The following is a 23,636-nucleotide window of genomic DNA, read 5'->3' as shown; positions in this document are numbered from 1 at the left end:
CTCTCCCCGGCACTTCACTCAGCCTCCCCTGATCGCTCAGTGGCTGGTCACCCCCGGTACGTAAGTCCGCCTCTCGAGGAGCCCCAGCAGACTCGCCACCGTGGAAGTGAGCACCAGATAAATCAGCCCTGCCCAGAGAAAGACCAGGAAGAAATCCAGGGTGCGCGAACCGATATCCGAGGCAATGGAGGTGATCTCCACCACGCCGATGGCATAGGCGATGGAAGTGAACTTGAGCTCGATGATCGCCTCGTTGGACCATTGCGGGATCACCCGGCGTAGCGCCTGAGGCAGCATGATATGGCGAATCGCCTGCCACTGGGTCATCCCGCATGCCCGTGCCGCCACCAGCTGTCCCTTGGGCACCGACAGCACCGAACCGCGGAAGTACTCGGCCTGGTAGGCCGCACTGTTAAGGGTGATCGCGATCACCGCGGCGGTGAAGGCGTCGAACACGATGCCTACGTGGGGCAATCCCAGGTAGATGAAGAACATCTGCACCAACATGGGCGTGCCGCGAAACAGCTCCACGTAGACGGTGCTGATCCAATAGAAGAGCCGATTGCCGTAGACCCTGGCCCAGCAGAGTACCAACCCCAGGAAAAAGCCCAGCGTGATGGCGATCACCCATAGCGACAGCGTGACCGGTACACCCTTGAGAAGCTCCGGCAACCACTCGATGCCGAATTCGATGAATTCCCGCATGGCTCACCCGTGCTCCGCAATGACGTTGAGGAAGGCCCGGGTCCGCTCGTGAGTGGAGTCGTTGAACATGGACTCCGGAGGCCCCTGCTCGACGATGACGCCGTTCTCCATGAAGATGATCTCATCGGCGGCCTGCCTCGCGAAGCTCATCTCGTGAGTGACCACCACCATGGTCATGCCCTCGACGGCCAGTTGCTGCATCACCCTCACCACCTCGCCGGTCAACTCCGGGTCCAGCGCCGAGGTAGGCTCGTCGAACAGCAGTACGTCGGGGTCCATCGCCAAGGCCCGGGCAATGGAGACGCGTTGCTGCTGGCCACCGGAGAGCTCGGCGGGATAGGCGTCGGCCTTGTCACCCAGGCCGACCCGCTCCAGTTCACGATGCGCCCGCTGGGTAGCGGTTTCCTTATCCGTGCCATTGACCTTGATCTGGCAGATACGCACGTTGTCGAGCACCGTCAGATGAGAGAAGAGATTGAAGTCCTGGAAGACGAACCCCATCCGCGCCCGCATGGCGTCGATGTTGGAATCCAGCACCTCATCGCCGTTGAGATAGATGCGCCCGGCATCCGGCACCGTCAGGTGATTGATACAGCGCAGCAGGGTGCTCTTGCCGGAGCCAGAGGGACCGATCAGCACCTTGGTCTCACCCTTTTTCAGACTGAAGCCGATGCCCTTGAGCACCTCGAGGCCGTCGTAAGCCTTCTTTACATCCTGCACGTCCAGAATCAGATCGTCGGCCATTATCGGCGTTCCTTTCGCATCATTTTTCGAAGCCCGGCACGGCCAGCTTGCGCTCAAGGGCATACAACAGGCTGTTGCCTGTCCGATTGAGGATGAAGTACAGCAGCGCCACCACGGCGAATACCGTCAACACGTTGCCCTGGGTGCTGGTAATGATGTAGTGCGCCTGGCGGGTCAGCTCGACCACCCCGATGACGTAGGCCAGGGAGGTCTCCTTGATCTCCGAGGAGAACTCGTTGGTCCAGGGACCGATGGCATGCCGCGCCGCCTGAGGAAAAACGATGTGGCGGATCGCCTTGACCTTGGACATGCCCATGGCACGGGCGGCCATCATCTGCCCGGTTGGCACCGACTGGAAGGCACTACGGAATATCTGCGACTGGTAGGCTGCCGAACGCAACCCCATGGCCAATACGGCGGCGCCGAAGGCCGAGATATCGACAATACCCGAGAGGCCATAGAAGAAGATGAACAGCATGATGATGATCGGCACGCCCCGGAAGACACGCTCGTAGAGCGTGAGCGGCCACTGTATCAGCCGGGTCCTGGGGCCATAGAGCTGCACCAGGCAGATCGCCATGCCCAGCACGAAACCGATCGCCAACAGGGCGGCCAACAGCACGATGGCCACCCCCAACCCCTTCAGCAGGAAGGGGAAATCGCGTAGCAGTACGTCGTAGATATCCATGCCGACTTCCCTGACGTGACGGGCGCCCTCCCTGATGGAAGGGCGCCCATGTCACGGCGACTCATTCGTTACCCAGCTCGGGAAGACCGGCCACCGGTTTCTGGTAGGTGTCGACGAAAGCGGGCATGTGCCCCGGAATGGCAGGAACGGTGACACCGGGGATGTAGTCGTCGACAATCTCGCCCCACTCGCCGGACTCATAGATGGCTAGGATCCCCTGGTTGAGGTCACCGAGGATCTCCTGAGGATCGCCCTTGGATACCGCCAGCGCCAGTGGTGCGCGGATAAATATCTTGCCCGCCATCTTCACCGGCTTGCCAGCGTTGATGTACTCCTGGGCAGAGGTATCGTCGACGATGACCGAGGAGATACGACCGATCGCCATGTCGTCCACGGCGGTGACGTAATTGTCGTACTTGGCCAGCTCGACGTCGATATCACTGGAGTTCACCACGTTCTCTTCCATCCAGGCCTGCTGTGAAGAGCCGCCCTGAACGCCAATGCGGGCCCCGCAGCATACGGCGGTAAAGACATTGAGGTCGGAGTCTTCGGGCACCAACACCACATCGTTGGTTTCCCACCAGGGGATGGTGAAATCGATGTTTTCGCTACGCTCTTCGGTGACGGTGAGGCCAGTGGCGAGGATATCGATCTTCTCCGCCGCCAGTGCCGGAATCAGAGACGGGAAAGGCATGTCCTGGAACTCGATCTCGATGCCGACCTCCTCGGCAATCGCCTCCATGGCGTCGATGGCAATGCCCTTGAATTCTCCCCCCTCCACATAGGCCCAGGGCGGGAAGGAGGCCTCAACACCAACCGTGTAGGGGTCCTGTGCAGAGGCCGTCGTGGCCAGCCCGCTGCCGATGACCAGGGTTCCCATCAGGGCGGCAGGCAGAAGCGATGCTTTTATTCCTTTCATGACATTCTCGCGTGTTGGTGAGTTTTATTATTCCGCCACGTCAATATGAGTGCCCCTTTTCACGGCTGTCAAATCGCCGAGGGTGCCATGGAGCCAGTTCGAGCCCCCTCCAACGGGAGTATCGCGTCGAGTGCGGGCAGGACGACACCAGCCATTACCGTACCCATGGCCTGCAGGAACCGCCACTCACCCAAGCTTCGTGAAGCGCACCGAACGTGGCCCGCAAAGCCGCCACCCGGCCCCCAGCTCAAGTGCCGCAGAAGGTGCGCAACACCCGTTCGGCCGGCTCGGCCGGCCGGGCATGGGCCTCACGGCCGGACTGCTGGGAGAAGGGCGCGGCCAATACCTCGCGCAGTGTCTCGAAGGGGCCGAAGTCGTCCTGCTCGGCGGCATCGATCACCGCCTGCACCTGGTGGTTGCGAGGAATATAGAGCGGATTCGCGGCTTCGAGCCGGGCGACGATCTCGTGCGCCGTCACCGCCTCGCTTGCCAGACGCTGGCGCCAGCGCGGCAGCCAGCGCTCGATGCCCTCGGCGCGCTCGAAGAGCTCGAGCAGACCAGGGGCATCCGACTCCACCGCCTCGGCCAGGCGGCGAAAGCCCAGGGTGAAATCGGCGCGGCCAGTCTGCAGCGTCTCGAGGAAGCCCTCGGCCAGTTCGCGGTCGCCCTCCTCTTGCGTTGCCAGACCCAGCTTGGCACGCATCACCGTCAGCCATTCGGCCTCATAGCGCGGCTCGTACGCCTCGATGACCTGGGTAGCCTTGTCGATGGCCGCGTGCTGATCGTCGTCGATCAGCGGAATCAGCGTCTCGGCGAAGCGCGCCAGGTTCCACTGGGCGATCCACGGCTGGTTGCGATAGGCATAGCGGCCCTCCTCGTCGATGGAGCTGAACACCGTGGTCGGCGAGTAGGCCTCCATGAAGGCACAGGGGCCGTAGTCGAGGGTCTCGCCGGCGATGGCGCAATTGTCGGTATTCATCACTCCGTGGATGAAACCCAGCCCCATCCACTGGGCCACCAGCGCCGCCTGGCGATTCGCCATGGCCTCGAGCAGCGCCAGGTAGCGCTCCCCGGCGGGCTCGGCGGCGGTCGACTCCAGCAAGCGTGGGTAGTGGCGCTCGATGGCCATGTCGGCCAGGGTACGCACCGCTTCGACGTCGCCGCGCGCGGCGAAGTACTGGAAGGTCCCCACGCGCAGGTGGCTCGCGGCCACCCGCGTCAACACCGCACCGGGCTCCGGCACTCGGCGGAACACCCGCTCGCCGGTGGTCACCGCGGCCAGCGCGCGAGTGGTGGGCACGCCCAGCGCATGCATCGCCTCGCTGACCAGGTACTCGCGCAGCACCGGGCCCAGCGGCGCGCGTCCGTCGGCACCCCGCGAGAATGGCGTCATCCCCGCCCCCTTGAGCTGGATGTCGCGCAGCCGGCCCTCACGGTCGGTCACTTCGCCGAGCAGTACCGCACGACCGTCGCCCAGGCGCGGATTGAACTGGCCGAACTGATGCCCGGCGTAGGCCTGGGCAATGGGCTCGGCGCCTTCCGGCACCACGTTGCCGGAAAGCCACGTCGCCGCCTCCTCGGCAGCGAAGCGGCCCAGGTCGAAGTCCAGTTCTTCGGCCAGCGGCCGGTTGAAAGCCACCAGTCGCGGTTCGGGCACCGGTACGGGCTCGAAGCGCAGGAAGAAACGCTCGGGCAGGCGGGCATAGCGCAGGGTGAACTCGGGAAACATGGCGACTCCGATCGTCGGGCCTGCACGGCCGATGAGTGGATACCCGAGTATAACGGTCAGGATTGGAGTCTTCGAGCCGGCATCGCCGTTCCGTTCACGTCCCTTGGCGACAGCTCTTCCCGGATCAGCTCGGCCAGCCGCCGGGCCGGCTCGGTGGGTCGCCGCGCCGCGCGGTGCAAGGCCAGCTCCACGGCGGGCAGCGGCGGCAGGCCGCTGGTTTCGTCCAGCGCCCGCAGCTGAGGGCCGAGCATGCTGCGAGTGACCACCACGATGGCCAGCCCCGCCTGCACCACCGGCGCCAGCCCGGCCATGGACTGACTGGTGTAGGCCACCCGCCAGTCCCGCCCCGCCGCGGCCAGCGCCTCTTCCGCCACCTCGCGGAACAGGTCGGCCCCCGGCGAGTAGAGCGCCAGCGGCAGTGGGTCCGAGAGCGAGGGCTGGCGTTCCAGCCCCACGGCCCAGGCCAGCGGCTCGCGACGGATCACCTCGCCACCCGGTGAGCGACGCTGACGCGTCACCAGCGCCATGTCCAGCTCGTCGGCGCGCACCCGCTCGACGAGATCGGCACTGGTGCCACACGCCACCTGCAGTCCCACGTCGGGATAGAGCTGGTGGAAGTATGTGAACACCGCGGTGAGCAGCGGCGCATAGTCCTCGGGAATGCCCAGGTTCAGCTCGCCGGTGATCCGCCGCGTGCGCATGTCGGCCAGCGCCTCGTCGTTGAGCGCCAGCAGCCGACGCGCATGCCCCAGCAACCGCTCCCCCTCGGCCGTGAAGCGAATGCGCCGGCCTTGTCGCTCGTGCAGGGAAACGTCCAGCAGGCTCTCCAGACGACCGAGCTGCATGCTCACGGTGGACTGGGTATAGGCCAGGCGGCGTGCCGCTGCCGTCACGCTGCCGGTATCGGCCACGGCCACCAGGGTACGCAGCAGGCCAAGGTCGAGGGTCGGCGCACGCATGAATTCATCACCATCATTGATCAATGACATCAAGAACGATCGTTATCGTGATGATTGTGGACCGGCTAGCATGGCGACGCCACCCCCCCCCGACACAGGAGGTAGCCACCATGCAGCTGCAAACTCCACGGCTCACCCGAACGACGTGGCATGGCGCCGGCGCGGCCGGACTGGCGGTCGTGCTGTGGGCCTTGGTGCCGCTGCTGGTGGCCGCTGCCGGAAGCGTTCCTCCCCTGAGGCTTTCGGCACTGGCGTTGCTGGCCGGCGCACTAGGCACCCTGCCCATGGCACAGCGCCGGCGGCGGACCGAACCGCCCCTGGCGAATCGGCATGGCGTGGCGGTGTACGGCGGGGTTTCGCTACTGGTGGCCGGTGCCGTGGGCGCCTGCTTCGCCAGCCTCTCCTTGGCACCGGCCGCCGAGGCGGCACTGATCACCTACACCTGGCCGGTCCTCTTCCTGCTGGCGAGCCAGTGGCTGGCGCGGCGGCGGCTGTCACCGGCCACGCTGGCCGGTACCGGCCTGGCATTCTCGGGGGGTGCCCTGCTGGTGCTTCCGCAAGCCATGGCGGGCGGCTTCTCCGGCGCCTGGCACGGCTACCTGCTGGCGCTAGCGGCAGCCCTCTGCTGGGCGCTTTATTCGCTGGCCTGCCAGGTGCCCGGCTGGCGCCTCGGCGAGCGCATGCCGCACCTGCTGCTCATCGCCAGCGTGCTCACCGGCAGCGCCAGCTTGCTGCTGGAAGGCGTCAGCGAGATGCCCTCGGCTCCGGCGTTGCTGGCCATGGCGGCCCTGGGCCTGGGCCCCTACGGCATCGCCATGCTGGCCTGGGACTACGCCCTGAAAGCGCCCAATGGTCGGCACCTGGGCAACCTGGCCCACGGCGTACCGGTACTCGCCACCCTGTTCCTGGTAGTGAGCGGAGTGACGACCCCGGACTGGCGCCTGCCGGTAGCCGCACTGTTGGTGGTGGCTGGGAGCCTGACGGCCAGCCGGTGACGGCCCTCAGCGCGAGATGAGCCACTCGGTCAGCCACGGCTGCCAGGCCAGCAGCACCAGGGTGGCCAGGCTCGCCAGCAGGAACGGCAGCAGCGCGCGAAAGATGCGCAGGGGTGGCGTGCCGGTCATCGACGAGGCGATGTAGAGCCCCGCCCCCACCGGTGGCGTCAGCAGGCCCAGCACCAGAGTCAGGCACACCACCACCCCGAACTGATAGGGGCTCACGCCGAACTGTTGCTCGGCGATGGGCAGCAGGATGGGCACCACCAGAATCAGCGCGGCAATGCCGTCGATGATCATGCCCACCAGCAGCAGCACGCCCACCAGCAGCAGCAGGAACAGGAACGGATCGGTGGTCAAGGCGGCGATTCCCGCTGCCGCGAGCTGCGGTAGGCGCTCGTAGGTCACCACCCAGCCGAACACGCCGGCGGCGGCGATGAGCATGATCACCAGCCCGGCGTTCATCGCCGTGCGCTGCAGCACCGCCGGCAGGCACGCCAGGCGCAGTTCGCCGTAGAGGAAACGCCCCAGCAGCAGCGCGGCGAGCGAGGCCAGCGCCGCCGACTCGGTGGGCGTGGCCACTCCCAGCAGGATGCCGCCGATGATGATCAGCGGAATGCCGAGCGCCGGCAGCCCCATCACCAGCGCCCGACGCGCCTCGGAACGGCTCGGCCAGCGACCCTTGGGATACTGCTGACGGATGCCCACCACGGCAATGGCCAGAAAGAAGGTCAGCCCCAGCAGCAGCCCCGGCAGAATGCCAGCGATGAACATCTCGGCGATCGGCACCTGGGCCATGACCCCGAACAGCACGAACAGCATCGAGGGGGGGATGATCGGCGAGAGCAGCCCGCCAGCGGCGGTGATCGCCGCGCTATAAGGACGGTCGTAGCCCTCGGCCTCCATGGCCGGCACCATGGCCCGCGACATGATGGCGATCTGCGAGGCGGCCGAACCGACGATGGAGGCCATCATCATGTTGGCCACCAGATTGATGTAGGCGAGCCCCCCGCGAAAGCCACCCACCAGCAGTCGCGCCAGGTCGATCAAGCGCCGCGTGACGCCGCCCTCGTTCATCAGCTCGCCGGCCAGCATGAACAGCGGGATCGCCAGCAGGCCGTAGCTCTCGATGGCAGAAAACAGCTGTTGGGGGTAGGACTCGAACAGCACCGTATTGTCCGACGCCTGGATGTACACCATGGCAGTGAGTCCCAACACCAGGGCGATGGGCACGCCCCCGAACAACAGCAGGACGAAGGCGGCAATGGTCATGGGCCAGTCCCCGGGGGAGCGGAAGCCGTCTGGGGTTCGCGCAGCCTGCGCAGGGTCTTGCCCAGATTGACCAGGCCATGAAGGGTGAGCGACACCGCGAACCACGGCACGATCAGCCACACCCAGAACTTGCGCACCCCCAGGGTCTGGGTGTTCTCGGCATAGATGAAATTGAAGGTCTCACCCTGGAACGCCTGGAGGTCGAAGCCCAGTCGGGCGAGGGTCAGCGGTTGGTACCAGCGCCAGCATAGCCACAGCAGCAGCACGGCGAAGAGCAGTACGACGGCGTCGACGAAGGCCTCGAGCCAGCGGCGTGCCGCCTGGGGGAGGGCATCGGCGAGCAGCGTCACGGCGATGCCCTGACGTCGCTTGAGCACCGCCGCAGCGATCAGGAAGGTCATCCAGATCATGGCATAGATGGCCAGTTCGCTGACCCAGTAGAGCGGACTGCCCGCGGCCCGAAAGGCCACGTTGAGCAGGATCAGCAGGGTGACCGCCGCTGCCAGAGTGGCGGCGGCGATCTCCTCCAGGCGGGCCAGGCGGCCGGAGAGGTGCGACAGCATCGGCTCCCCTTACTGGCGCAGCTGCTCGGCTTCCTCGCGCAGCGCCTCGAGCATCGGCGCTTTCTCGGCCCAGGTGGCCTCCCACTCGTCGATGGCCTCGGAGAAGAACTCGGCGTCGGCCTCGACGATGTTCAGGTCGAGCTGACGAATTTCCTCCTCCTGAGCGGCGTCCATCTCCTGGAAGCCGGTCAGCACGTTCTCCAGATGCTCCGACATGGTCGTCTCGATCAGCTCGCGATCCGACTCGTCGAGCTCGCGCCACACGCGGCCGGAGACTACGCCAACCATGGGAAACATCATGTGATTGGAGATCAGCAGATTCTCGGCCTGCTCGTAGAATTTGAGGATCAGGATGGAATCGAAGTCCATGTCGATGGCGTCCACCTGGCCGTTGGCCAGGGCATCGTAGACTTCGAGCAGCGGCATCGGCTCGGGGGCGGCACCGGTGGCCGTGTAGAAGTCGCGAATCGGCTCGAAGGGGGTGATGCGCAGGCGCATGCCTTCGAGACCCTCGGCGCTCTCGATGGGCTCGCGGCTGAGCACCTGGCGCATGCCCACCATGCCGTACCCCATCCCCACCAGGCCCACGCCCTGGGGCATCAGTTCGAGGAGCTCGCCGGCGGTGTCGGAGCGCAGCAGCGCCGCCGCATGGTCGACGTCATCGACCAGGTAGGGAGCGTAAAGCGCACCGAAGTCGGGAATGCGGTTGGAAATCTCGGCGATGGTCAGAAACGCCATGTCCAGCGCGCCGGTCTGCAACTGCTGGACCATCTGCGCCTCGTTGCCCAGTTGCTGGGCCGGGAACACGCTGACGCTGTGCTCGCCGTCGGAACGCTCAGCGAGCGTCTCGGCGAAGGCCTCGGCCTCGGTGGACCACAGGTGCTGCGGCGGGGTGATCAGCCCCAAGCGGAATTCCCGCGCCTGGGCGGAGAGCGAGGAGGCGGCCAGGGCGGTGGCGACCACGGCCAGGGTCAACGTCTTGATGCGGTTCATGGCAGGGTTCCCTTGTCTGTCCAGCACGGCGGCGCGGGGCCGCGCTCATTCGTTATGAACCCCAGAGCGTACCGCAAGCCAGGCGTTGATGGCACCTGGTACGCCGGCGCCATGGCCTACGCTGCCTCTCCGCCCTACCGGCCTTGGCGCAGGCAAGGGGGAGAAGCAACGCGTCGAGGCGGAATCGCGGAAAGCCGACAGCGCCGGCCCTTTCACGGGCCCGGCGGCCGGAGCATCACTCGAAGCTGGTGCAGACGGGCGCCTGCGCGGAGGGGTCGTGGCCCACCTCGAGATCGAGCGCTTCGCTGACGTCCGTCAGCGCCACGCGCCACTGGTGATCGACGCTCACCGGATCGCAGCGGCCCTCGCTGCCCTCGCCGAAGTTGGAATCGATCCAGTAGTGCACGTCGTAGAGCCTGCCCGCCTCGAGAACGCCCTCGAAGCTGACGGAGAACGCCGGATCCTCTGTCTGCTCCACGGTGGTGGATTCGGTGGCCACCACCTCGCCCGCCGTGACGTCATACACCGCCACCTCGACCGTCTGGCCGCCGTGGGGCGTGTTGAAGGTGCCGTCGCCGGCGAAGGTCAGGTCGTGGCCCTCGGCGGCCAGCGCAGGGGCCGCCGCAACCAGCAGCGCGGCGGGCAGCAGGTGCAGCGTTCCATGGCCAAGGATGGTCGGTAGTTTCATGACATACCTCCCGTATGCGTTCCAATGAATGCAAAGGCCACGCGGGCCCGTGCCCTCAGCATAGTTCATGCAGTTTTCCCCGAGCGGACCGTCCTCTAGTCCTGCCCCAGGTCTCCTCGCCCCACGAACTGATTGAGCTGCCCGAACGGTACGTGCACAGACGGCTATCCGTTTCACTCCCGGTTGGACGGCGGTTCCGTAACAAGGGGCCGACATGACGCGTTAGCCGGCACGGCCCCTCAAACCGACCAAGCATTGAGAATCATTATTATCATTGGTAGTGTTCGACTCTCCCAACAGGAGTTCCATGTCATGGCCGGACGCAGCAGCTATCGCCTCTTCGATATCACCCTGGCACGGCGCACCCAGGTCGGCGCGTCGCTGGTCAGGTTCACCTTCACCGGTCCGGACGTCGGCCAAATGGCCACCCATGCGCCCGACCAACGCATCAAGCTCTTCTTCCCCACGGCCGACGGCGACCTCGAGAGGCTCTTCGAGATCGCCAAGCGGGAAACGCATGACTGGTACGGTGCCTATCGCGCCCTGCCCGAGCAGGAGCGACCGCCGATGCGCACCTACACCATTCGCGCCCTGCGCCCGGAGCGGGGCGAGGTCGACGTGGAATTCGTGCTGCACGGCGACACCGGCCCCGCCTCGCGCTGGGCGTTGCGCGCCCGCCCCGGCGACCGCCTGGCCATGACCGCACCCGTCGCCGATGCCGAAGCCCCGGCGCTGGGCTTCGAATGGAAGCCGCCGCGCGATGTGCGGCGGGTGCTCATCGTCGCCGACGAAACCGCCCTGCCGGCGGCGGCCGGCATACTGGAGAGCCTGGCGTCGCGCTCCCAACGCCCCAGGGTCGAGGCCCTGGTCGAGGTTCCGCTCGATGCCGACATCCAGCCGCTGGCGCACGGCGCCAAGCTGCACTGGCTGCCGCGCGAAGCGGAACCGGGGTGCAGCCACGGCGAGCGCTTGCTTCAGGCCGTACAGAATATCGACCTCAGCGACGAGATCCGCGCCCTAGGTGGCACCCCCGAAACCGCGGACGCCCCCGACGACCTCGACGACGAGCGCCCCTTCTGGAAGGCGGCGACCCTCGATGACACCGCGCCCTTCTATGCCTGGATCGCCGCGGAAACCCGCGTGGCAAGAAGCATTCGCCGCTACCTGGTCAACGAGTGCGGCCTGCCCAAGCGCTACGTCACCAGCATGGGCTACTGGCGAGAGGGCAAAGCCATCGGTTGAGCCTCGTTACGCTGCTGTGCACCTGCCAGCTTCCTGGCCGGAACGTTCGATGCCGGACCACGTAGGACACGTCAACCGCATCCGCTGGTGACATCTCTCGGTAAAAGCTCTCGCTACTCGTTCGATATGTGCGCAAGCGGGCGAGCCAGAGATTCGACATGGACGAAGGCGTCGCGGGCTCCGGCGATGGCCCAGGCCTTTTCGGAATCGCTCAGCGGTATCGCATCCAGGTACCGGGTGAAGGTGCGCCAGTGCAAGCCTCGCCCCGTCTCCCGGGGTGCCAGATGGCGTGCGCCGAAGGATTCCGACATCCCCAGCTCGACGGCACTATTGAACAGGAAGGCGGCCCCGAGATTGGAGCCCTCGTTGACGTACAGCCAACCGAGAGCGGCCGGGGAACTGAGGGGTAGCGCCGGCGGGCACTGGGCGTCCAGCGCGGCCAGGTCGATGCCCAGATCTTCACAGTCGCGGCGGGTGTCGGAATAACGGCAACGTTCCGGCAGGTCGGGAATCCACTCGACCAGAGCCGCATCACGATAGAAGGCCATCATGTAACGCTGGAAGCCATACTGGACCGTCAGCAACCTGACATAGCCATCGCGACTTTCGAAAGGGCGTAGCGCCGACATCGAGCGTTCAACGCTGTCGTGCTGCCACTGAGTGGCCTGCTTCAGTCGCTTGCTCAAAGGATAGGTCGCGACGTCTTGCGGGTCGAGGGTTTCCATATCGAGCCTCCTCGTTAGGGAATACCGTGATGCCTCATATGTCAGGAGATGTCGAGATCCAGACGGTCCCCGACAGGCGTTTCCCGTGACGCTCACTCGTGGACTCAGCTTTGCGCCGCCACAGCTTGACGAACGCCTCCTGAACCAGATCTTCCGCCACGGCTTCGTTGTTCACGAGATGATCGATGCGCTTGATCAAGCGCGACCGCTCACTGAGGAACAACTGCAACAGGGCGCGAGGTGAGGTAGGCATGACAAGAGGGGTCGAAGTGGCATCAGAGGGATAGATATCATCGTACAAATGATATGCATTATCAATCGACCGACATTTCCCTACTCCAGGGCGAAATTCCAACTGCTAGACTGTGACGAGCCTGCATCGGAGAACAGCCATGTCGACCGCCGTTCGCTACTACTACACCCACGTTTCGCCGTGGAGCTACCTGGGCCATGCCCGCCTCGGCGAGATCGCCGCCCGGCACGGCGCCAACGTCGACTACGTGCCGATCACGCTGAGCGCCATCTTTCCCAAGACCGGCGGCGTGCCGCTGCCCCAGCGCTCCCCCGAACGTCAGGCCTACCGCCTGGTGGAGCTGCGGCGCTGGGCCCCACGCCTCGGCGTACCCCTCAACGCGGAGCCCAGGCACTTTCCCACCGACGACCGCCCCGCGGCTCGCCTGGCACTCACCGCCAAAGCCCACGGTCATGACATCGCCGCACTGTCGCTGGCCCTGATGCGCGCCTGCTGGGCCGAGGAGCGCGACATCGCCGCCCCCGGCACGCTGATCGAGATCGCCACCGCCTGCGGGCTGGACGGGCAGCGCCTGTTCGAGGAAGCGGAAGGCGACGCCGGCCAGCAACGCCTCGACGATGCCTGCCAGGCCGCCCTGGACGACGGCTGCTTCGGCGCCCCCTGGTACGTGGTCGACGGCGAACCCTTCTGGGGGCAGGATCGCCTCGACATGGTGGAAGAGGCACTGCACACGCTTTGACCGACGAGAACGCCACGACCGCCGCTGCGGAAGGCGTGCACCGCCACGCCGGGGAAGCCGGCGAGGCGCTGACGCTGTCGTATCGCCCGCCCTATGCCTGGCCGGCCCTGCGCGACTTCCTCGCCGGCCGGGCCATCGACGGCCTGGAGTGGGTCGACGAGGCGCACTATGGGCGGACTTTCCGCTGGGGACAGGCCCGCGGCCACTTCACCGCCGAGCATCGTCCCGAACATCACGCCTTCCGGGTATGGCTCGCCCTGGATGCCCCGAGCGCCCAGGCCCCGGTGGTACGCCGCATCCGCCGCCTGCTCGACCTGGACGCCGACACCGCCACCGTCGAGGCCCACCTCGCTCGGGCCGTGCCCACACTGGCGCTGACCGAGGGGTTGCGGCTGCCCGGCACCTGGAGCCCCTTCGAAGCGGGCGTGCGCGCCATCCTCGGCCAGCAGATCTCGGTCACCGCGGCGCGACGCCTCGTCGAAACGCTGGTGACGAACCTCGGCGAGCCGCTGGGCGGCCGGCGGTGCTTTCCCACGCCCGAGGCCATCGCCGCTAGCGATCTGGCCTTCCTCGGCATGCCCGGGTCGCGCCGCGCCACCCTGCGCCGCTTCGCGGCCTGGTATGCTGCAGGAGAGGCCGGCGACGAGCCGCTCGCCTGGACGACGCTCAAGGGCATCGGGCCCTGGACGGCGCGCTACGCCGCCCTGCGCGGCACCGGCCACCCCGACATCTGGCTGGCCGGCGACGCCGCGGTGCGTCGCGCCCTGCCGCACCTGGGCGACACCGACCCGGCCGCGGCCGCCCCCTGGCGCAGCTACCTGCCCCTGCAACTCTGGTGTCACGACACGCTGTCACGAACCTAGTGTCACGAACCACGGAGCCACTACCATGACCACCGAGGCCTCGCCGCACGACGCTCTGGACTACTACCGCCCTCCCCATGCCGATGCCCTGGGCCTGATCCGAGTCCGCGCCGATGACGAGGGCATCACCGAGGTCGAGTTCGTCGCCACCGAGGACGAAGCCCCCCGCCCGAGCGCGCTCACAGCACGAGCCAGGCAGCAGTTCGACGAGTACTTCTCCGGCACCCGCCAGGCCTTCGACCTGCCGCTCGCCCCGCAAGGCACCGACTTCCAGCGCCGGGTATGGGATGCGCTGGCCACCATCCCCTTCGGCGAGACCCGCAGCTACGCCGAGATCGCCGAGCAACTGCGTTGCAAGGGCGGTCAGCGCGCTGTGGGCGCAGCCAACGGCAAGAACCCCATCGCCATCGTGGTGCCCTGCCACCGGGTGATCGGCAGCGACGGGCGGCTGACCGGCTATGCCGGCGGCATCGGCCGCAAGCAGTGGCTGCTGGCCCACGAAGCGGGCGAAATACCGCTGCTGCTAGAGTGAGAAACGGATACCAGCGGCCGATGACGGCTGGCCAGCCGTGCCGAATGCGGCGAAGCTAGGGTCCGACATTCCCCGGTAAGGAGCCGCATGATGAAGATCGTGATCCCCGACGACTGTCAGGACTGCGTCCGAACCCTGGACGCCTTCGACAACCTGCTGGCTTTTCTCGACGGCCGCCCAGTGAAGAACCTGGCCGGCTGAGTCGCTCGGCCACGGCCCCAGCGCCGAAAGTGATAACATACCGCCATGAAAGTGCTCGTCGTCGAAGACAATCTCAACCTCGCCCGCTCGATCTCCTCCTTCCTGGAAGAGTCGGGCTTTCAGGTCGATGCCTGCAGCGACGGCGAGTCGGCGGAGCACCTGCTCAAGGGCTCCAATTTCGACCTGGTGCTGCTCGACCTCGGCCTGCCCAAGGTCGACGGCATCCACCTGCTGCGCCGCCTGCGCGGCCGGCAGGACCACACCCCGGTTCTGATCATCTCCGCGCGCGACGACCTCGATCAGCGCGTACACGGCCTCGAGGTCGGCGCCGACGATTACCTGTGCAAGCCGTTCTCTCTGGTCGAAGTGGCGGCCCGCGCCAAGGCACTGGTGCGGCGCGCCAGGCAAGCCGGCAACGAGAGCCTGAAATGCGGCGCGCTGGAACTTCGGCCCGACAGCCACGAGCTGCTGGTCAATGGCGAGCCGGTCATCCTGCATCGCCGCGAGCGCGAAGTGCTGGAATACCTGATGATCAATCAGGGGCGTCTGGTCAGCAAGGAACAGATCATCGACCGCCTCTCCAGCCTCGACGACCCCATCACCCACAGTGCCGTCGAGACCTACGTCTCGCGCCTGCGCAAGAAGCTCGGCACCCATGCCGCACTGAAGACGGTGCGCGGCCTCGGCTACCTGCTCGATGGGTAGGGGCGCGCCATGATCTCCATTCGCACCCGCCTGCTGGTCTGGATCGGCCTGCCGTTCGTGCTGCTCGGCGTTGCCGCGCTCATCGTGGGCAACCTGCTGCTCTCCCGGCAGATCAACAGCACTTTCGATGCCATGCTGCTCAACGCCGCCGAGCGCGTCGAGAGGCGGGTCTACTCCGTCGATGGCGAGCTGCGCATCAACACCCACTACTTCAGCATCAGTACCCTGGGCAGCCGCGGCGAAGGCAAGATCTTCTACCGAATACGGGATGCCCAGGGCAAGATGCTGGCCGGCTTCCAAGGCCTGGAAGGCCCACCAACGCCAGTGGAGGAGCCGGTCTTCTACGATACCCGCTACGCCGGCAACGCCTTGCGCGCCGTGGCCATCACCTTTCCCGTTCAGCGCTCGACCCAGCGCAGCACCATCGAGGTGATCGTCGCGGAATCGACCGAAACGCGTCAGGATCTGATCAACGACTTCCTGCTGACGCTGTCGGGCCTGGTGGCGGCCGGAGGACTGATCGCGGTGAGCATCGCCCTGCTCGCCATCTATCAGGGCCTGGCTCCCCTCAAGGCGATCAGCCGCTCGCTGCGGCGGCGCTCACCCAACGACCTGGAGCCCATCGAGGCCGCGGTTCCCCGCGAAGTCTCGGCGCTGGTGGCCAGCATCAACGGCCTGATGGCCCGAATGCGCCAGAGCATCCACAACACCCAGCAGTTCAACGCCGACGTTTCCCACCAGCTCCGCACCCCCGTCTCCGAGATTCGAGCGCTCGCCGAACTCACCGGCCGGCAGTGCGAAGACGCCGCGGCACGCCGCAACCTGCAAGAAATCGAGCGCATCGCCGAAGGCGCCGGCTACACGGTGCAGCAGTTGCTCACCCTCGCCAAGACCCGTCACGAACTGGTGGACACCGCTTCACTGGCCCCGGTGGACCTCGGCGAGGTCTGCCGTGACGCCTGCACCGAGGCGATCGCGCGCATCTACCAACGCGGCCAGGAACTCGAATTCCACGACAACGACAGCGGTAGCCGCGTCATGGCCGATGCCATCATGCTGCGCTGGCTGATCCAGAACCTGATCGAGAACGCCAGCCAGCACGCCGGCGGCGGTCAGCCCTATCGCGGCACCATCCACGTGGCGGCGCTCCATCGTGACGGCAAGCCCGCCCTGCGGGTCAGCGACGACGGGGTGGGCGTCTCGCCCGATGAGCTGCAGCACCTCACCGAGCGCTTCTACCGCGCCAGTCCCGAAACGCCGGGCAGCGGCCTGGGTCTGGCCATCGTCGACGAGGTCGCCAGAGCCCATGGCGCCACTCTGGAACTCGCCAGCCCGCCGGGCAAGGGACTGGCGGTCACGGTCACCTTTCCGACGGCCCCGGCCGCTGGCTGATCCGCTGCCCCAGGGAGATGATCAGGGGCCCCATCAGGATCAGCAGAAGCAGCCTCAGCACGTGATGCGAGACCACATAGACGGGGTCGATGTCCAGAGCCACGGCGATGACCGCCATCTCGCCCACCCCGCCCGGCAGCAGAGCCAGCAAGGCTGCCGTGAACGTGAGATCCGTGAAGGTGCCGATCGACCAGGCGAACGCCACCGCCATCGTCACCGCATAGGCGCCGAACAGCACGCCGTAACGCCCCACGCTGACGATTCGCGACCAGGTCGTATTGGCAAAGCGCGACCCCACCGAGCTGCCCAGAACCAGGAAGGTCAGGATCAGCACGATATCGGGCATGACCACGCCATGGCCCAGGCTCGACATGGCCGCCCCGACCAGAATGGGCCCCAGGAACTCGGGAATCGGCAGACGCAGGAGCTTCCCCAGCCACCAGCAGGCGGGCGCCAGTACCAATAGCGAGAGATCCCGCCACGAGGCGCCATTGCCTTGCCCCACGACGATGTCGCCCGCCATGTGACTGGCGAGCAAGGCCGCCGAGGCCACCACCATCACCAAACGCATGGCGTGGGTGATGGCGATCCAGCGAATGTCCGTCCCCAGGCGCTCGGCCAGCACCACGGCTCCGTTCATGCTTCCCGGGAAGGAACAGAACACCGCGCTCAGGCGACTCATGCCGCTGCGCGAGAACAGCCAGGTGCCACCGAGCAGCATCAGCACCATGTAGACCAGCATGGCCAGTACGCTCGGGTACCACTCCACCAGATGCCACAGTTCGGAGAGGTCGATGCGATTGCCGATGAACAGGCCGAGCATGGCGATGGAACTGCGGTGCAGCCGTTTGTCGACCCCCGTTTTCACGCCCCACAGTGAGGCGGCCAACACCATGAACAGCGGCCCCAGCATCCAGGCGAGGGGCAACGACGCCAAGGTGGCGATGCCGCCCCCCACCACACCGATGGCCAGCGTGACGACGGAACGCTGCCCCACCGGTCAGGCGCTCGCCCGCGGCTGACGGCGCGTGATCCGTTTGGCCAGGCGCTGACCGAACAGCGACAGCACCAGCAGCACCAGGATGACCAGCGTCATGGGGCGCTCCAGCACGTAGGCGATGTCGCCGCCGCTGATCTGATAGGAGTGCAGCAGCGACTTCTCCGCCATAGCCCCCAACAGCATGCCGATCACCATCGCCGGCACCGAATAGCCGTAGTGACGAAACAGCCAGCCCACCACCGAGAACACCAGCACCGTGGCCGGCCCCGTCATGTTGCCGGTCAACCCGAAGGAGCCCATCACCGCCAGCACCAGCACCGAGGGGATCAGGTAACGCATCGGTACCTTGACGATGTTGGCGAGCAGCGGGATGAACAGCAGCCCGATGACGACCAGCAGGAAGACCTGGGCGAAGTTGGCGAAGATGATGGCATAGACCACATCGGTCTGCTGGCGGATGAACTGCGGCCCCCCGGTGATGTTGTGCATGGCGAAGGCCGCCAGCATCACCGCCGTGGCCCCGCCGCCGGGAATGCCCAGGGCCAGCAGGGTCGCCATGGAGCCGGCCTCGGAGGTGCTGTTGGCCGACTCCGAGGCGACGACGCCCTTGGGGTTGCCCTTGCCGAACGAGTCGGGATCCTCGTCGCGGCGCTGGGTTTCGACATAGGAGAGCAGGTTGGAAACCGACGACCCCACGCCCGGCACGGCACCCACGAAGACGCCGATCAGTCCCCCTCGGATCAGCACCCAGGGATAGCTGACGGCCATCTTGAAGCCCTGGAAGATCTCCGAGATCTTCACCTTTCGCGCCGCTTCGGATTCGACGATGAAGCCCTTGTTGGCCAGCTTGAAGAGCTCCGAAGCGGCGAACATCCCCATCATCGCCGGGATCACCGGCACGCCGTCGAGCAGGTAGGCCTGCCCCATGGTGCCGCGCGCCATGCCCAGCTCGTTGAAGCCGATGGTACCCACCAGCAGCCCGACGAAACCGGCCATCAACCCCTTCAAGACCTGTTCGCCCCGGAGGCTGGCGATCAGCGTCATGCCCCACAGGATGACCGCGAACATTTCCGCCGGCCCCAGCTTCAGGACCATGAACGACAGCGGCTGGATCATCACGAACAGGATCAGATACCCCATCAGGACGCCCAGCACCGACGATACCAGCGCCACGCCGAGCGCCTGGTTGTGTCGCCCCTGGCGGGCCATGGGATAGCCGTCGAACGCCGTGGCGATCGCCGACGACGTACCGGGAATGTTCATCAGAATGGCGGGGATGCCGCTACCGAACGAGCCCCCGGTGAAGATGGCGGTCAAGAAGAGCATCGCCTGCACGAAATCCATGTAGAGGGTCATCGGCAGGAAGATGGCCATCGACATGGAAATCTGCAGCCCCGGCGTCGCGCCGAACACCAACCCGATGACGATACCCGGCACGACCACCATCCAGGGCGAGAAACTCGAGAACAGCAGGGCCATCGCCTGCTCTACGGCGGCAAGATCGATCATGGTGTTCCCCTCCTCAGCCCTGAAGGATCAGCATGTGCATGGGATACGGCAGCATCTGGGCGAAGAAGAACGCCACGCCGAAGCCGAACGCCAGGCTGTAGCCCGCCAGAAGCGGCCACTTGCGCTCGCCCTTCAGCACCAGAAAGGCCGCGACGAACAGCACCGTGGCCACGTCGAAACCGATCGTTTCCAGGGAGATGACATAGGCGGCGAACAGGCCCACCACGGGCAGAGTCCGATGCAGCGGTTCGGCCTCTTCCTCCAGTCGCTGGAGCAGGGTTCCCCGCTTCACGCGCAGCACCACCTCGAGGGCCACGATCGCCAGCACCACGAGGGAGAGCGGCAGAATGAGCAACAGATTCTGAACGGTCGAGGAGACTCGGATGGCATCCAGCAGGTACCACAGGGTGAACACCGCCAGGGCCATGAGGATCGCGAGATCCCCATAGTCGCGTTTCTTGGCAGACATGGGACGACTCCAGGCGGCCCCGGTACACGACGGTACCGGGGCCGCACTTCGCTGAAGGGTTCGCTCAGAGCAGGTCGGCGTACTTCTTGAAGACTTCGAAGTTGGTCTTCATCAGCTCGTTGGAGCGCTCGGGACCGACCCACACGCCGCCGATGTCATTGGAGGAGAGGTGCTCCTGGACGTCCTTGCGGGCCAGCGCATTCTGAACCGCCTCGGCGAGGACCTCATAACGCTCGGGATACTGACGCTCGGTCTCGGCGGTGACGGCAAAGCCGCGCATGGAACCCTGCAGAACGGGCACTTCCAGGTCGAGCGGTTCCAGCGCTTCGTTCACCGTGGGCACGTCCCACTGGTCGATGCGCTCGTCGTTGACGATGGCCAGCGGCGTGAGGAATTCGCGAATGCCCTCGCTGCCCTGGGCGCTGATGGAGGTGAAATCGACCTGGCCGCCCGCCACGGCGGAGCGTGCTTCGCCACCGCTGTTGTAGGTCACCAGATTGAGGTTGTCCTGCGGGATGCCGGCTTCCTCGAGCAGCAGACGCACCATCATGTGACCGGCCGAGCCCTGCACCACCGAGGCGCGCACCTCACCGGGATTCTCGCGAATGGCCTCGAGCAACGACGGCAGATCCTCGTAGCCGGTGTCCTCGTTGGCGGCGATGAGATCCAGGTCGAACCACTGCAGGTTGATGTAGGAGAAGTCGTCGATCTCGTACTCCGCCCCGCCATTCAGGATGGTGTTGGTCAGGTAAGGGGCGAAGGTGGAGGCGTAGACGGTATAGCCGTCGTCCGGCTGGGACAGGACGTAGTTCGCGGAAATCTGGGTGCCCGCACCGGGACGGTTGGTCACCCGGACCGGCACTTCCAGCTCCTCGGAGAGGTAGTTGGACATGGCACGGGTCATCCGGTCGGCACTGCCACCGGTACCGAAGCCGACGATCAGGTCGATCGGGCGGTCGGGATAGTCGGCCGCCGCCGGTGCACTCATGGCCAGCGAAGCCAGCATGGCCGTGGCACCGACCGCCAGGGATTTTCCGCCGAGTTTTGCAAATTGTTCGATCATGGCGTGACTCACCTCATGTTATCGCTTTCGTTGTCAGGCCGATGTGCCTGTCAGCGAGAACCTTAGAGGCCCAACCTGTCACCAACCTTGCATACTGCCAATCTCAGACCATGGTCTAATGACCTAGCAGACATCATCGACCGCCGCGCCGCTGACCGCTCATCGCACTGCCCGACTCGGGGCGTTCCACCTCGAAACGGTCGGTGCAGCGTGCATAGTCGTTACCGGCCATGCGCCCGATGGGCCGCAACTCCTCGACGCTGACGTGGCGGCCGTCCCACAGGGCGTCGTCGACGTGGATCGACACCACCTCGGCGAGCACCAGGTTGCCGGCCAGCGGCCGGTCGCCGAAGCGCACGATCTCGCGCAGCCGGCAGCCGAAAGCCACCGGCGCGCTCGCCACCCGCGGCACCGAGACCCCGGCCATCGCCGCCTTCTCGAGCCCGACGTGAACGAACTCGTCCTCGCCGTGGTCCAGCCCCGCGCTGGTGGCGTTCATCTCAGCCACCAGTCCTTCGCCGCCGATGTGCACCACGCACTCCCCGACCTCCTCGAGGTTGCGGATGGTGTCCTTGGGGTTGGCGTCGCCGTCGAGCAGCGGCGAGAACCCCAGCACCGGCGGGTTGACGCTCACCACGTTGAAGAACGAAAACGGCGCCAGGTTGGCGTTGCCCCGGGCGTCCAGGGTGGAAACCCAGGCGATGGGGCGCGGGCACACGCTGCCCGAGAGCAGTCGGTAGATCTTGCCCGGGCTGAGCCCATCTTCTTCCAGCAGGTAATCGCTCATGGAATATTCTCGTCACCCGATGTGTGAGGATGTCGGCCTTGCCTCTTCTCGCCGACGCTCAAACCTTGATTGAGCTGCCCGAAAGGTACATGCACCGACGGCAGAATGTCGCTGGTGGCCGAGAGATGGGACGCCTGGTCGTCGAAGAAGATGTGCGGCTCGATGATGCCGAGCACATGTTCCTTGGCGATGCCGCCGAGGAAATAGGCCTCGTTGACGGTCACGCCCCAGCTGCGCATGGTGTGGATGACCCGCTCATGAGCCGGTGCATTGCGGGCGGTCACGATGGAGACCCTGACCCTGGGACGATAGCGGCCTTGCGTCTCCTCCTCGCGCTGCTTCTCCAGCGACTGGATGCGGGCCAATTTACGCAGGAAAATAGCCAGCAGGCCCGCTTCGGCCGGTACCTGGGCATGGGTTCGCTCGTAGTCGCGAAACGCTTCGATCCCCTGCTCCTGGTAAATGGTTTCCGACTCATCGGTGACCAGCACGCCGTCGAAGTCGAAAGCGATGCGTAGCTCCTCCTCATCGGTCAGATCGAGATCCCCCGACGACAGCACCTGCCCCGCCGGATGCCCCGCCAGGATCGCCTGGTCGACGTCCTGGCGATTGGCCGACAGGAATAGGCTGATATTGAGTGCCGGGATAAAACGGTGGGGATAGCGCCCCTGCAGGAAGATCGCCCGCGTAATACCCAACTCATGGTGTTCGATCGACTTCATGACGCGCAGCCCGGTTTCCGGATCGTTGCGCGAGAGCAGCACCACCTCGATAGGGGGATCGTCGGGGCTCAGCTCGTTCAATGACAGCAAGCGCTTGATGAACGGAAAGGCCACGCCGGTCGCGAGCGGGATGTCTTCGTTATCGCGCTGATAGATGCGATAAGACGCCTCCCCCTGTTCGCGGAAGACCCGATCGGACTCCGCCAGGTCGAAGAGAGCGCTGGATGCCAGGCCAATGACCAGGCGTTCACTGAGATCGTAGGGCATGCTCGTCACTCACGGCCGATGACAAGGCGACGCTTGATTGACCATGCCCCAGGGATGACGGTCAATCAAGCGTCGGCTCTCCAGGTTGACCGACGCCTCAGGCCACCACCATTGATAACAATTATTACTTACTCTAGTATTTTATTCTCGCTGCATGAATCATCAGCCATGGCGGAACACGCTCGCCATCTGGCGCCTGGGCAAGGCTGACGATTGAACATTCCGTGGAGCCTTGAACGATGACTTCCCCCGCGAATCGCTGGCGAGACACTGCAAATCGCTACGGACTCGTCAGCCGAATCCTCCACTGGCTGACGGCAGCGCAAGTGACGCTGCTATTCGCCGTGCTGCTGGCCTGGAAAGGGCTCGGTGAGAACGCCGTCACGCTCTTTTTGGCAACGATCGGCCCCCACGGCTCGCTGGGCGTCATGCTGCTGCTGACGACCCTGCTACGCATGGCCTGGGCATGGAGCCAGCGTCAGCACCGGCCACCCCGTCCGCCAGGACTAGGCGGCTGGCTGGCTCGCTGCGTGCACCGGGCATTCTATGTGCTGTTGACCCTGATTCCGGTGATGGCCATCCTGCGTCAATATGGGCGGGGCGACCACCTGGTCTTCTATGGCAAGGAACTGCTGCCGGAAGCGGAGCGCCATATCGCCTGGATGGTAGCGCCTGCCGACCTGCTGCACAGCACCCTTGCCTGGCTGCTGTTGGGACTGATCGCCGGCCATGTGGCGATGGCGCTGGCCCATCGTCTGTGGCTCAAGGATGGCACTCTGGCGCGCATGCTGGGGTCTCCCCAAACCACACGACCCCCAAGCCAAACGCGCTCCTAACCGTCAAAGACTCACGCCACCTGTTCGATATCACCGCCATCGAGCATCCCCCCGGCTAGCGCAGCAGAGCGCGTTT

The 23,636-nt window shown here is 65.7% G+C and carries 26 protein-coding genes; 8 read left to right on the top strand and 18 right to left on the bottom strand.

Annotated elements, in window-relative coordinates; all coding sequences use genetic code 11:
• Nucleotides 1-36: 36 nt before the first annotated feature.
• The 6 genes from GFD32_RS00205 to GFD32_RS00180 all read right to left on the bottom strand — a co-directional run bounded on the left by GFD32_RS00205 (nucleotide 37) and on the right by GFD32_RS00180 (nucleotide 5,744).
• Nucleotides 37-705 (bottom strand): amino acid ABC transporter permease, encoded by a 669-nt coding sequence (locus tag GFD32_RS00205; RefSeq protein WP_163574124.1) that lies wholly within the window; start codon nucleotides 703-705, stop codon nucleotides 37-39.
• Between the two features lie 3 nt (nucleotides 706-708).
• Nucleotides 709-1,449, bottom strand: coding sequence for an amino acid ABC transporter ATP-binding protein (locus GFD32_RS00200; RefSeq protein WP_163574122.1), 741 nt, complete (start codon nucleotides 1,447-1,449; stop codon nucleotides 709-711).
• Between the two features lie 19 nt (nucleotides 1,450-1,468).
• Nucleotides 1,469-2,137 carry an amino acid ABC transporter permease gene (locus GFD32_RS00195; RefSeq protein WP_163574120.1) on the bottom strand — a complete coding sequence of 223 codons (669 nt, stop codon included), beginning with the start codon at nucleotides 2,135-2,137 and terminating at the stop codon, nucleotides 1,469-1,471.
• 61 nt (nucleotides 2,138-2,198) lie between these two features.
• The gene (locus tag GFD32_RS00190) at nucleotides 2,199-3,056 is read right to left on the bottom strand and encodes an ABC transporter substrate-binding protein (RefSeq protein ID WP_163574118.1); all 858 of its coding nucleotides are present in this window, start codon (nucleotides 3,054-3,056) and stop codon (nucleotides 2,199-2,201) included.
• 247 nt (nucleotides 3,057-3,303) lie between these two features.
• Nucleotides 3,304-4,785 carry a protein adenylyltransferase SelO gene (locus tag GFD32_RS00185; RefSeq protein WP_163574117.1) on the bottom strand — a complete coding sequence of 494 codons (1,482 nt, stop codon included), beginning with the start codon at nucleotides 4,783-4,785 and terminating at the stop codon, nucleotides 3,304-3,306.
• A gap of 56 nt (nucleotides 4,786-4,841) precedes the next feature.
• A complete protein-coding gene (locus GFD32_RS00180; RefSeq protein WP_163574383.1) occupies nucleotides 4,842-5,744 on the bottom strand; it encodes a LysR substrate-binding domain-containing protein in 903 nt (300 codons plus the stop codon).
• A gap of 110 nt (nucleotides 5,745-5,854) precedes the next feature.
• On the opposite strand from GFD32_RS00180, the gene GFD32_RS00175 reads away from it, so the two are divergent.
• Nucleotides 5,855-6,739 carry a DMT family transporter gene (locus GFD32_RS00175; protein WP_163574115.1) on the top strand — a complete coding sequence of 295 codons (885 nt, stop codon included), beginning with the start codon at nucleotides 5,855-5,857 and terminating at the stop codon, nucleotides 6,737-6,739.
• Nucleotides 6,740-6,745: 6 nt separating this feature from the next.
• Here the strand turns inward: GFD32_RS00175 and GFD32_RS00170 are convergent, their stop codons facing one another.
• The 4 genes from GFD32_RS00170 to GFD32_RS00155 all read right to left on the bottom strand — a co-directional run bounded on the left by GFD32_RS00170 (nucleotide 6,746) and on the right by GFD32_RS00155 (nucleotide 10,255).
• Nucleotides 6,746-8,011: a TRAP transporter large permease gene (locus tag GFD32_RS00170; RefSeq protein WP_163574113.1), complete on the bottom strand. Its 1,266-nt coding sequence runs from the start codon at nucleotides 8,009-8,011 to the stop codon at nucleotides 6,746-6,748.
• Nucleotides 8,008-8,574 carry a TRAP transporter small permease gene (locus GFD32_RS00165; protein ID WP_163574112.1) on the bottom strand — a complete coding sequence of 189 codons (567 nt, stop codon included), beginning with the start codon at nucleotides 8,572-8,574 and terminating at the stop codon, nucleotides 8,008-8,010. The genes GFD32_RS00170 and GFD32_RS00165 overlap by 4 nt, the downstream gene beginning before the upstream one ends.
• A gap of 9 nt (nucleotides 8,575-8,583) precedes the next feature.
• Nucleotides 8,584-9,567, bottom strand: a complete 984-nt coding sequence (locus tag GFD32_RS00160; RefSeq protein ID WP_163574110.1) for a TRAP transporter substrate-binding protein — start codon at nucleotides 9,565-9,567, stop codon at nucleotides 8,584-8,586.
• A gap of 235 nt (nucleotides 9,568-9,802) precedes the next feature.
• Nucleotides 9,803-10,255, bottom strand: coding sequence for a hypothetical protein (locus GFD32_RS00155; protein ID WP_163574108.1), 453 nt, complete (start codon nucleotides 10,253-10,255; stop codon nucleotides 9,803-9,805).
• Nucleotides 10,256-10,567: 312 nt separating this feature from the next.
• On the opposite strand from GFD32_RS00155, the gene GFD32_RS00150 reads away from it, so the two are divergent.
• Nucleotides 10,568-11,497, top strand: a complete 930-nt coding sequence (locus GFD32_RS00150; protein WP_163574106.1) for a siderophore-interacting protein — start codon at nucleotides 10,568-10,570, stop codon at nucleotides 11,495-11,497.
• A 113-nt stretch (nucleotides 11,498-11,610) separates the two neighbouring features.
• Here the strand turns inward: GFD32_RS00150 and GFD32_RS00145 are convergent, their stop codons facing one another.
• Both GFD32_RS00145 and GFD32_RS00140 read right to left on the bottom strand, forming a co-directional pair.
• Nucleotides 11,611-12,222, bottom strand: coding sequence for a biliverdin-producing heme oxygenase (locus tag GFD32_RS00145; protein ID WP_163574104.1), 612 nt, complete (start codon nucleotides 12,220-12,222; stop codon nucleotides 11,611-11,613).
• A gap of 34 nt (nucleotides 12,223-12,256) precedes the next feature.
• Nucleotides 12,257-12,475: an RNA polymerase sigma factor gene (locus GFD32_RS00140; RefSeq protein ID WP_407081060.1), complete on the bottom strand. Its 219-nt coding sequence runs from the start codon at nucleotides 12,473-12,475 to the stop codon at nucleotides 12,257-12,259.
• 139 nt (nucleotides 12,476-12,614) lie between these two features.
• Here GFD32_RS00140 and GFD32_RS00135 point away from each other — a divergent pair, with 139 nt between their 5' ends.
• From GFD32_RS00135 to GFD32_RS00115, 5 genes are all read left to right on the top strand, one after another.
• Complete coding sequence (locus GFD32_RS00135) at nucleotides 12,615-13,214, top strand: 2-hydroxychromene-2-carboxylate isomerase (protein WP_163574100.1); 600 nt, start codon at nucleotides 12,615-12,617, stop codon at nucleotides 13,212-13,214.
• A complete protein-coding gene (locus GFD32_RS00130; RefSeq protein WP_240455495.1) occupies nucleotides 13,211-14,077 on the top strand; it encodes an AlkA N-terminal domain-containing protein in 867 nt (288 codons plus the stop codon). Before GFD32_RS00135 ends, GFD32_RS00130 begins: the two co-directional genes overlap by 4 nt.
• A gap of 25 nt (nucleotides 14,078-14,102) precedes the next feature.
• Nucleotides 14,103-14,609, top strand: coding sequence for a methylated-DNA--[protein]-cysteine S-methyltransferase (locus tag GFD32_RS00125; protein ID WP_163574098.1), 507 nt, complete (start codon nucleotides 14,103-14,105; stop codon nucleotides 14,607-14,609).
• Between the two features lie 246 nt (nucleotides 14,610-14,855).
• Nucleotides 14,856-15,515 (top strand): response regulator transcription factor, encoded by a 660-nt coding sequence (locus GFD32_RS00120; protein ID WP_163574096.1) that lies wholly within the window; start codon nucleotides 14,856-14,858, stop codon nucleotides 15,513-15,515.
• Nucleotides 15,516-15,524: 9 nt separating this feature from the next.
• On the top strand, nucleotides 15,525-16,907 hold the full coding sequence (locus GFD32_RS00115) for a sensor histidine kinase (protein WP_089685580.1): 1,383 nt from the start codon (nucleotides 15,525-15,527) through the stop codon (nucleotides 16,905-16,907).
• Here GFD32_RS00115 and GFD32_RS00110 read toward each other — a convergent pair.
• The 6 genes from GFD32_RS00110 to GFD32_RS00085 form a co-directional block, all read right to left on the bottom strand.
• Nucleotides 16,876-17,904, bottom strand: coding sequence for an AbrB family transcriptional regulator (locus tag GFD32_RS00110; protein WP_163574094.1), 1,029 nt, complete (start codon nucleotides 17,902-17,904; stop codon nucleotides 16,876-16,878). The genes GFD32_RS00115 and GFD32_RS00110 overlap by 32 nt on opposite strands.
• A 3-nt stretch (nucleotides 17,905-17,907) precedes the next feature.
• Nucleotides 17,908-19,416, bottom strand: a complete 1,509-nt coding sequence (locus GFD32_RS00105) for a tripartite tricarboxylate transporter permease (RefSeq protein WP_089685576.1) — start codon at nucleotides 19,414-19,416, stop codon at nucleotides 17,908-17,910.
• Between the two features lie 13 nt (nucleotides 19,417-19,429).
• The gene (locus GFD32_RS00100) at nucleotides 19,430-19,885 is read right to left on the bottom strand and encodes a tripartite tricarboxylate transporter TctB family protein (RefSeq protein ID WP_163574093.1); all 456 of its coding nucleotides are present in this window, start codon (nucleotides 19,883-19,885) and stop codon (nucleotides 19,430-19,432) included.
• Between the two features lie 64 nt (nucleotides 19,886-19,949).
• Nucleotides 19,950-20,948: a Bug family tripartite tricarboxylate transporter substrate binding protein gene (locus tag GFD32_RS00095; RefSeq protein WP_163574091.1), complete on the bottom strand. Its 999-nt coding sequence runs from the start codon at nucleotides 20,946-20,948 to the stop codon at nucleotides 19,950-19,952.
• Between the two features lie 133 nt (nucleotides 20,949-21,081).
• Nucleotides 21,082-21,735, bottom strand: a complete 654-nt coding sequence (locus GFD32_RS00090; RefSeq protein ID WP_163574089.1) for a flavin reductase family protein — start codon at nucleotides 21,733-21,735, stop codon at nucleotides 21,082-21,084.
• Nucleotides 21,732-22,724 (bottom strand): 5'-nucleotidase, encoded by a 993-nt coding sequence (locus GFD32_RS00085; protein ID WP_163574088.1) that lies wholly within the window; start codon nucleotides 22,722-22,724, stop codon nucleotides 21,732-21,734. Before GFD32_RS00085 ends, GFD32_RS00090 begins: the two co-directional genes overlap by 4 nt.
• Nucleotides 22,725-22,963: 239 nt before the next feature.
• Here GFD32_RS00085 and GFD32_RS00080 point away from each other — a divergent pair, with 239 nt between their 5' ends.
• A complete protein-coding gene (locus GFD32_RS00080; RefSeq protein WP_163574086.1) occupies nucleotides 22,964-23,560 on the top strand; it encodes a cytochrome b in 597 nt (198 codons plus the stop codon).
• Nucleotides 23,561-23,636 lie beyond the last annotated feature (76 nt).

This window comes from Halomonas faecis (assembly GCF_010993975.1).
Taxonomy (GTDB): domain Bacteria; phylum Pseudomonadota; class Gammaproteobacteria; order Pseudomonadales; family Halomonadaceae; genus Halomonas; species Halomonas faecis.
The sequence above is the reverse complement of the archived record's forward strand: the minus strand, read 5'-3'. Positions and strand labels throughout refer to the sequence as shown.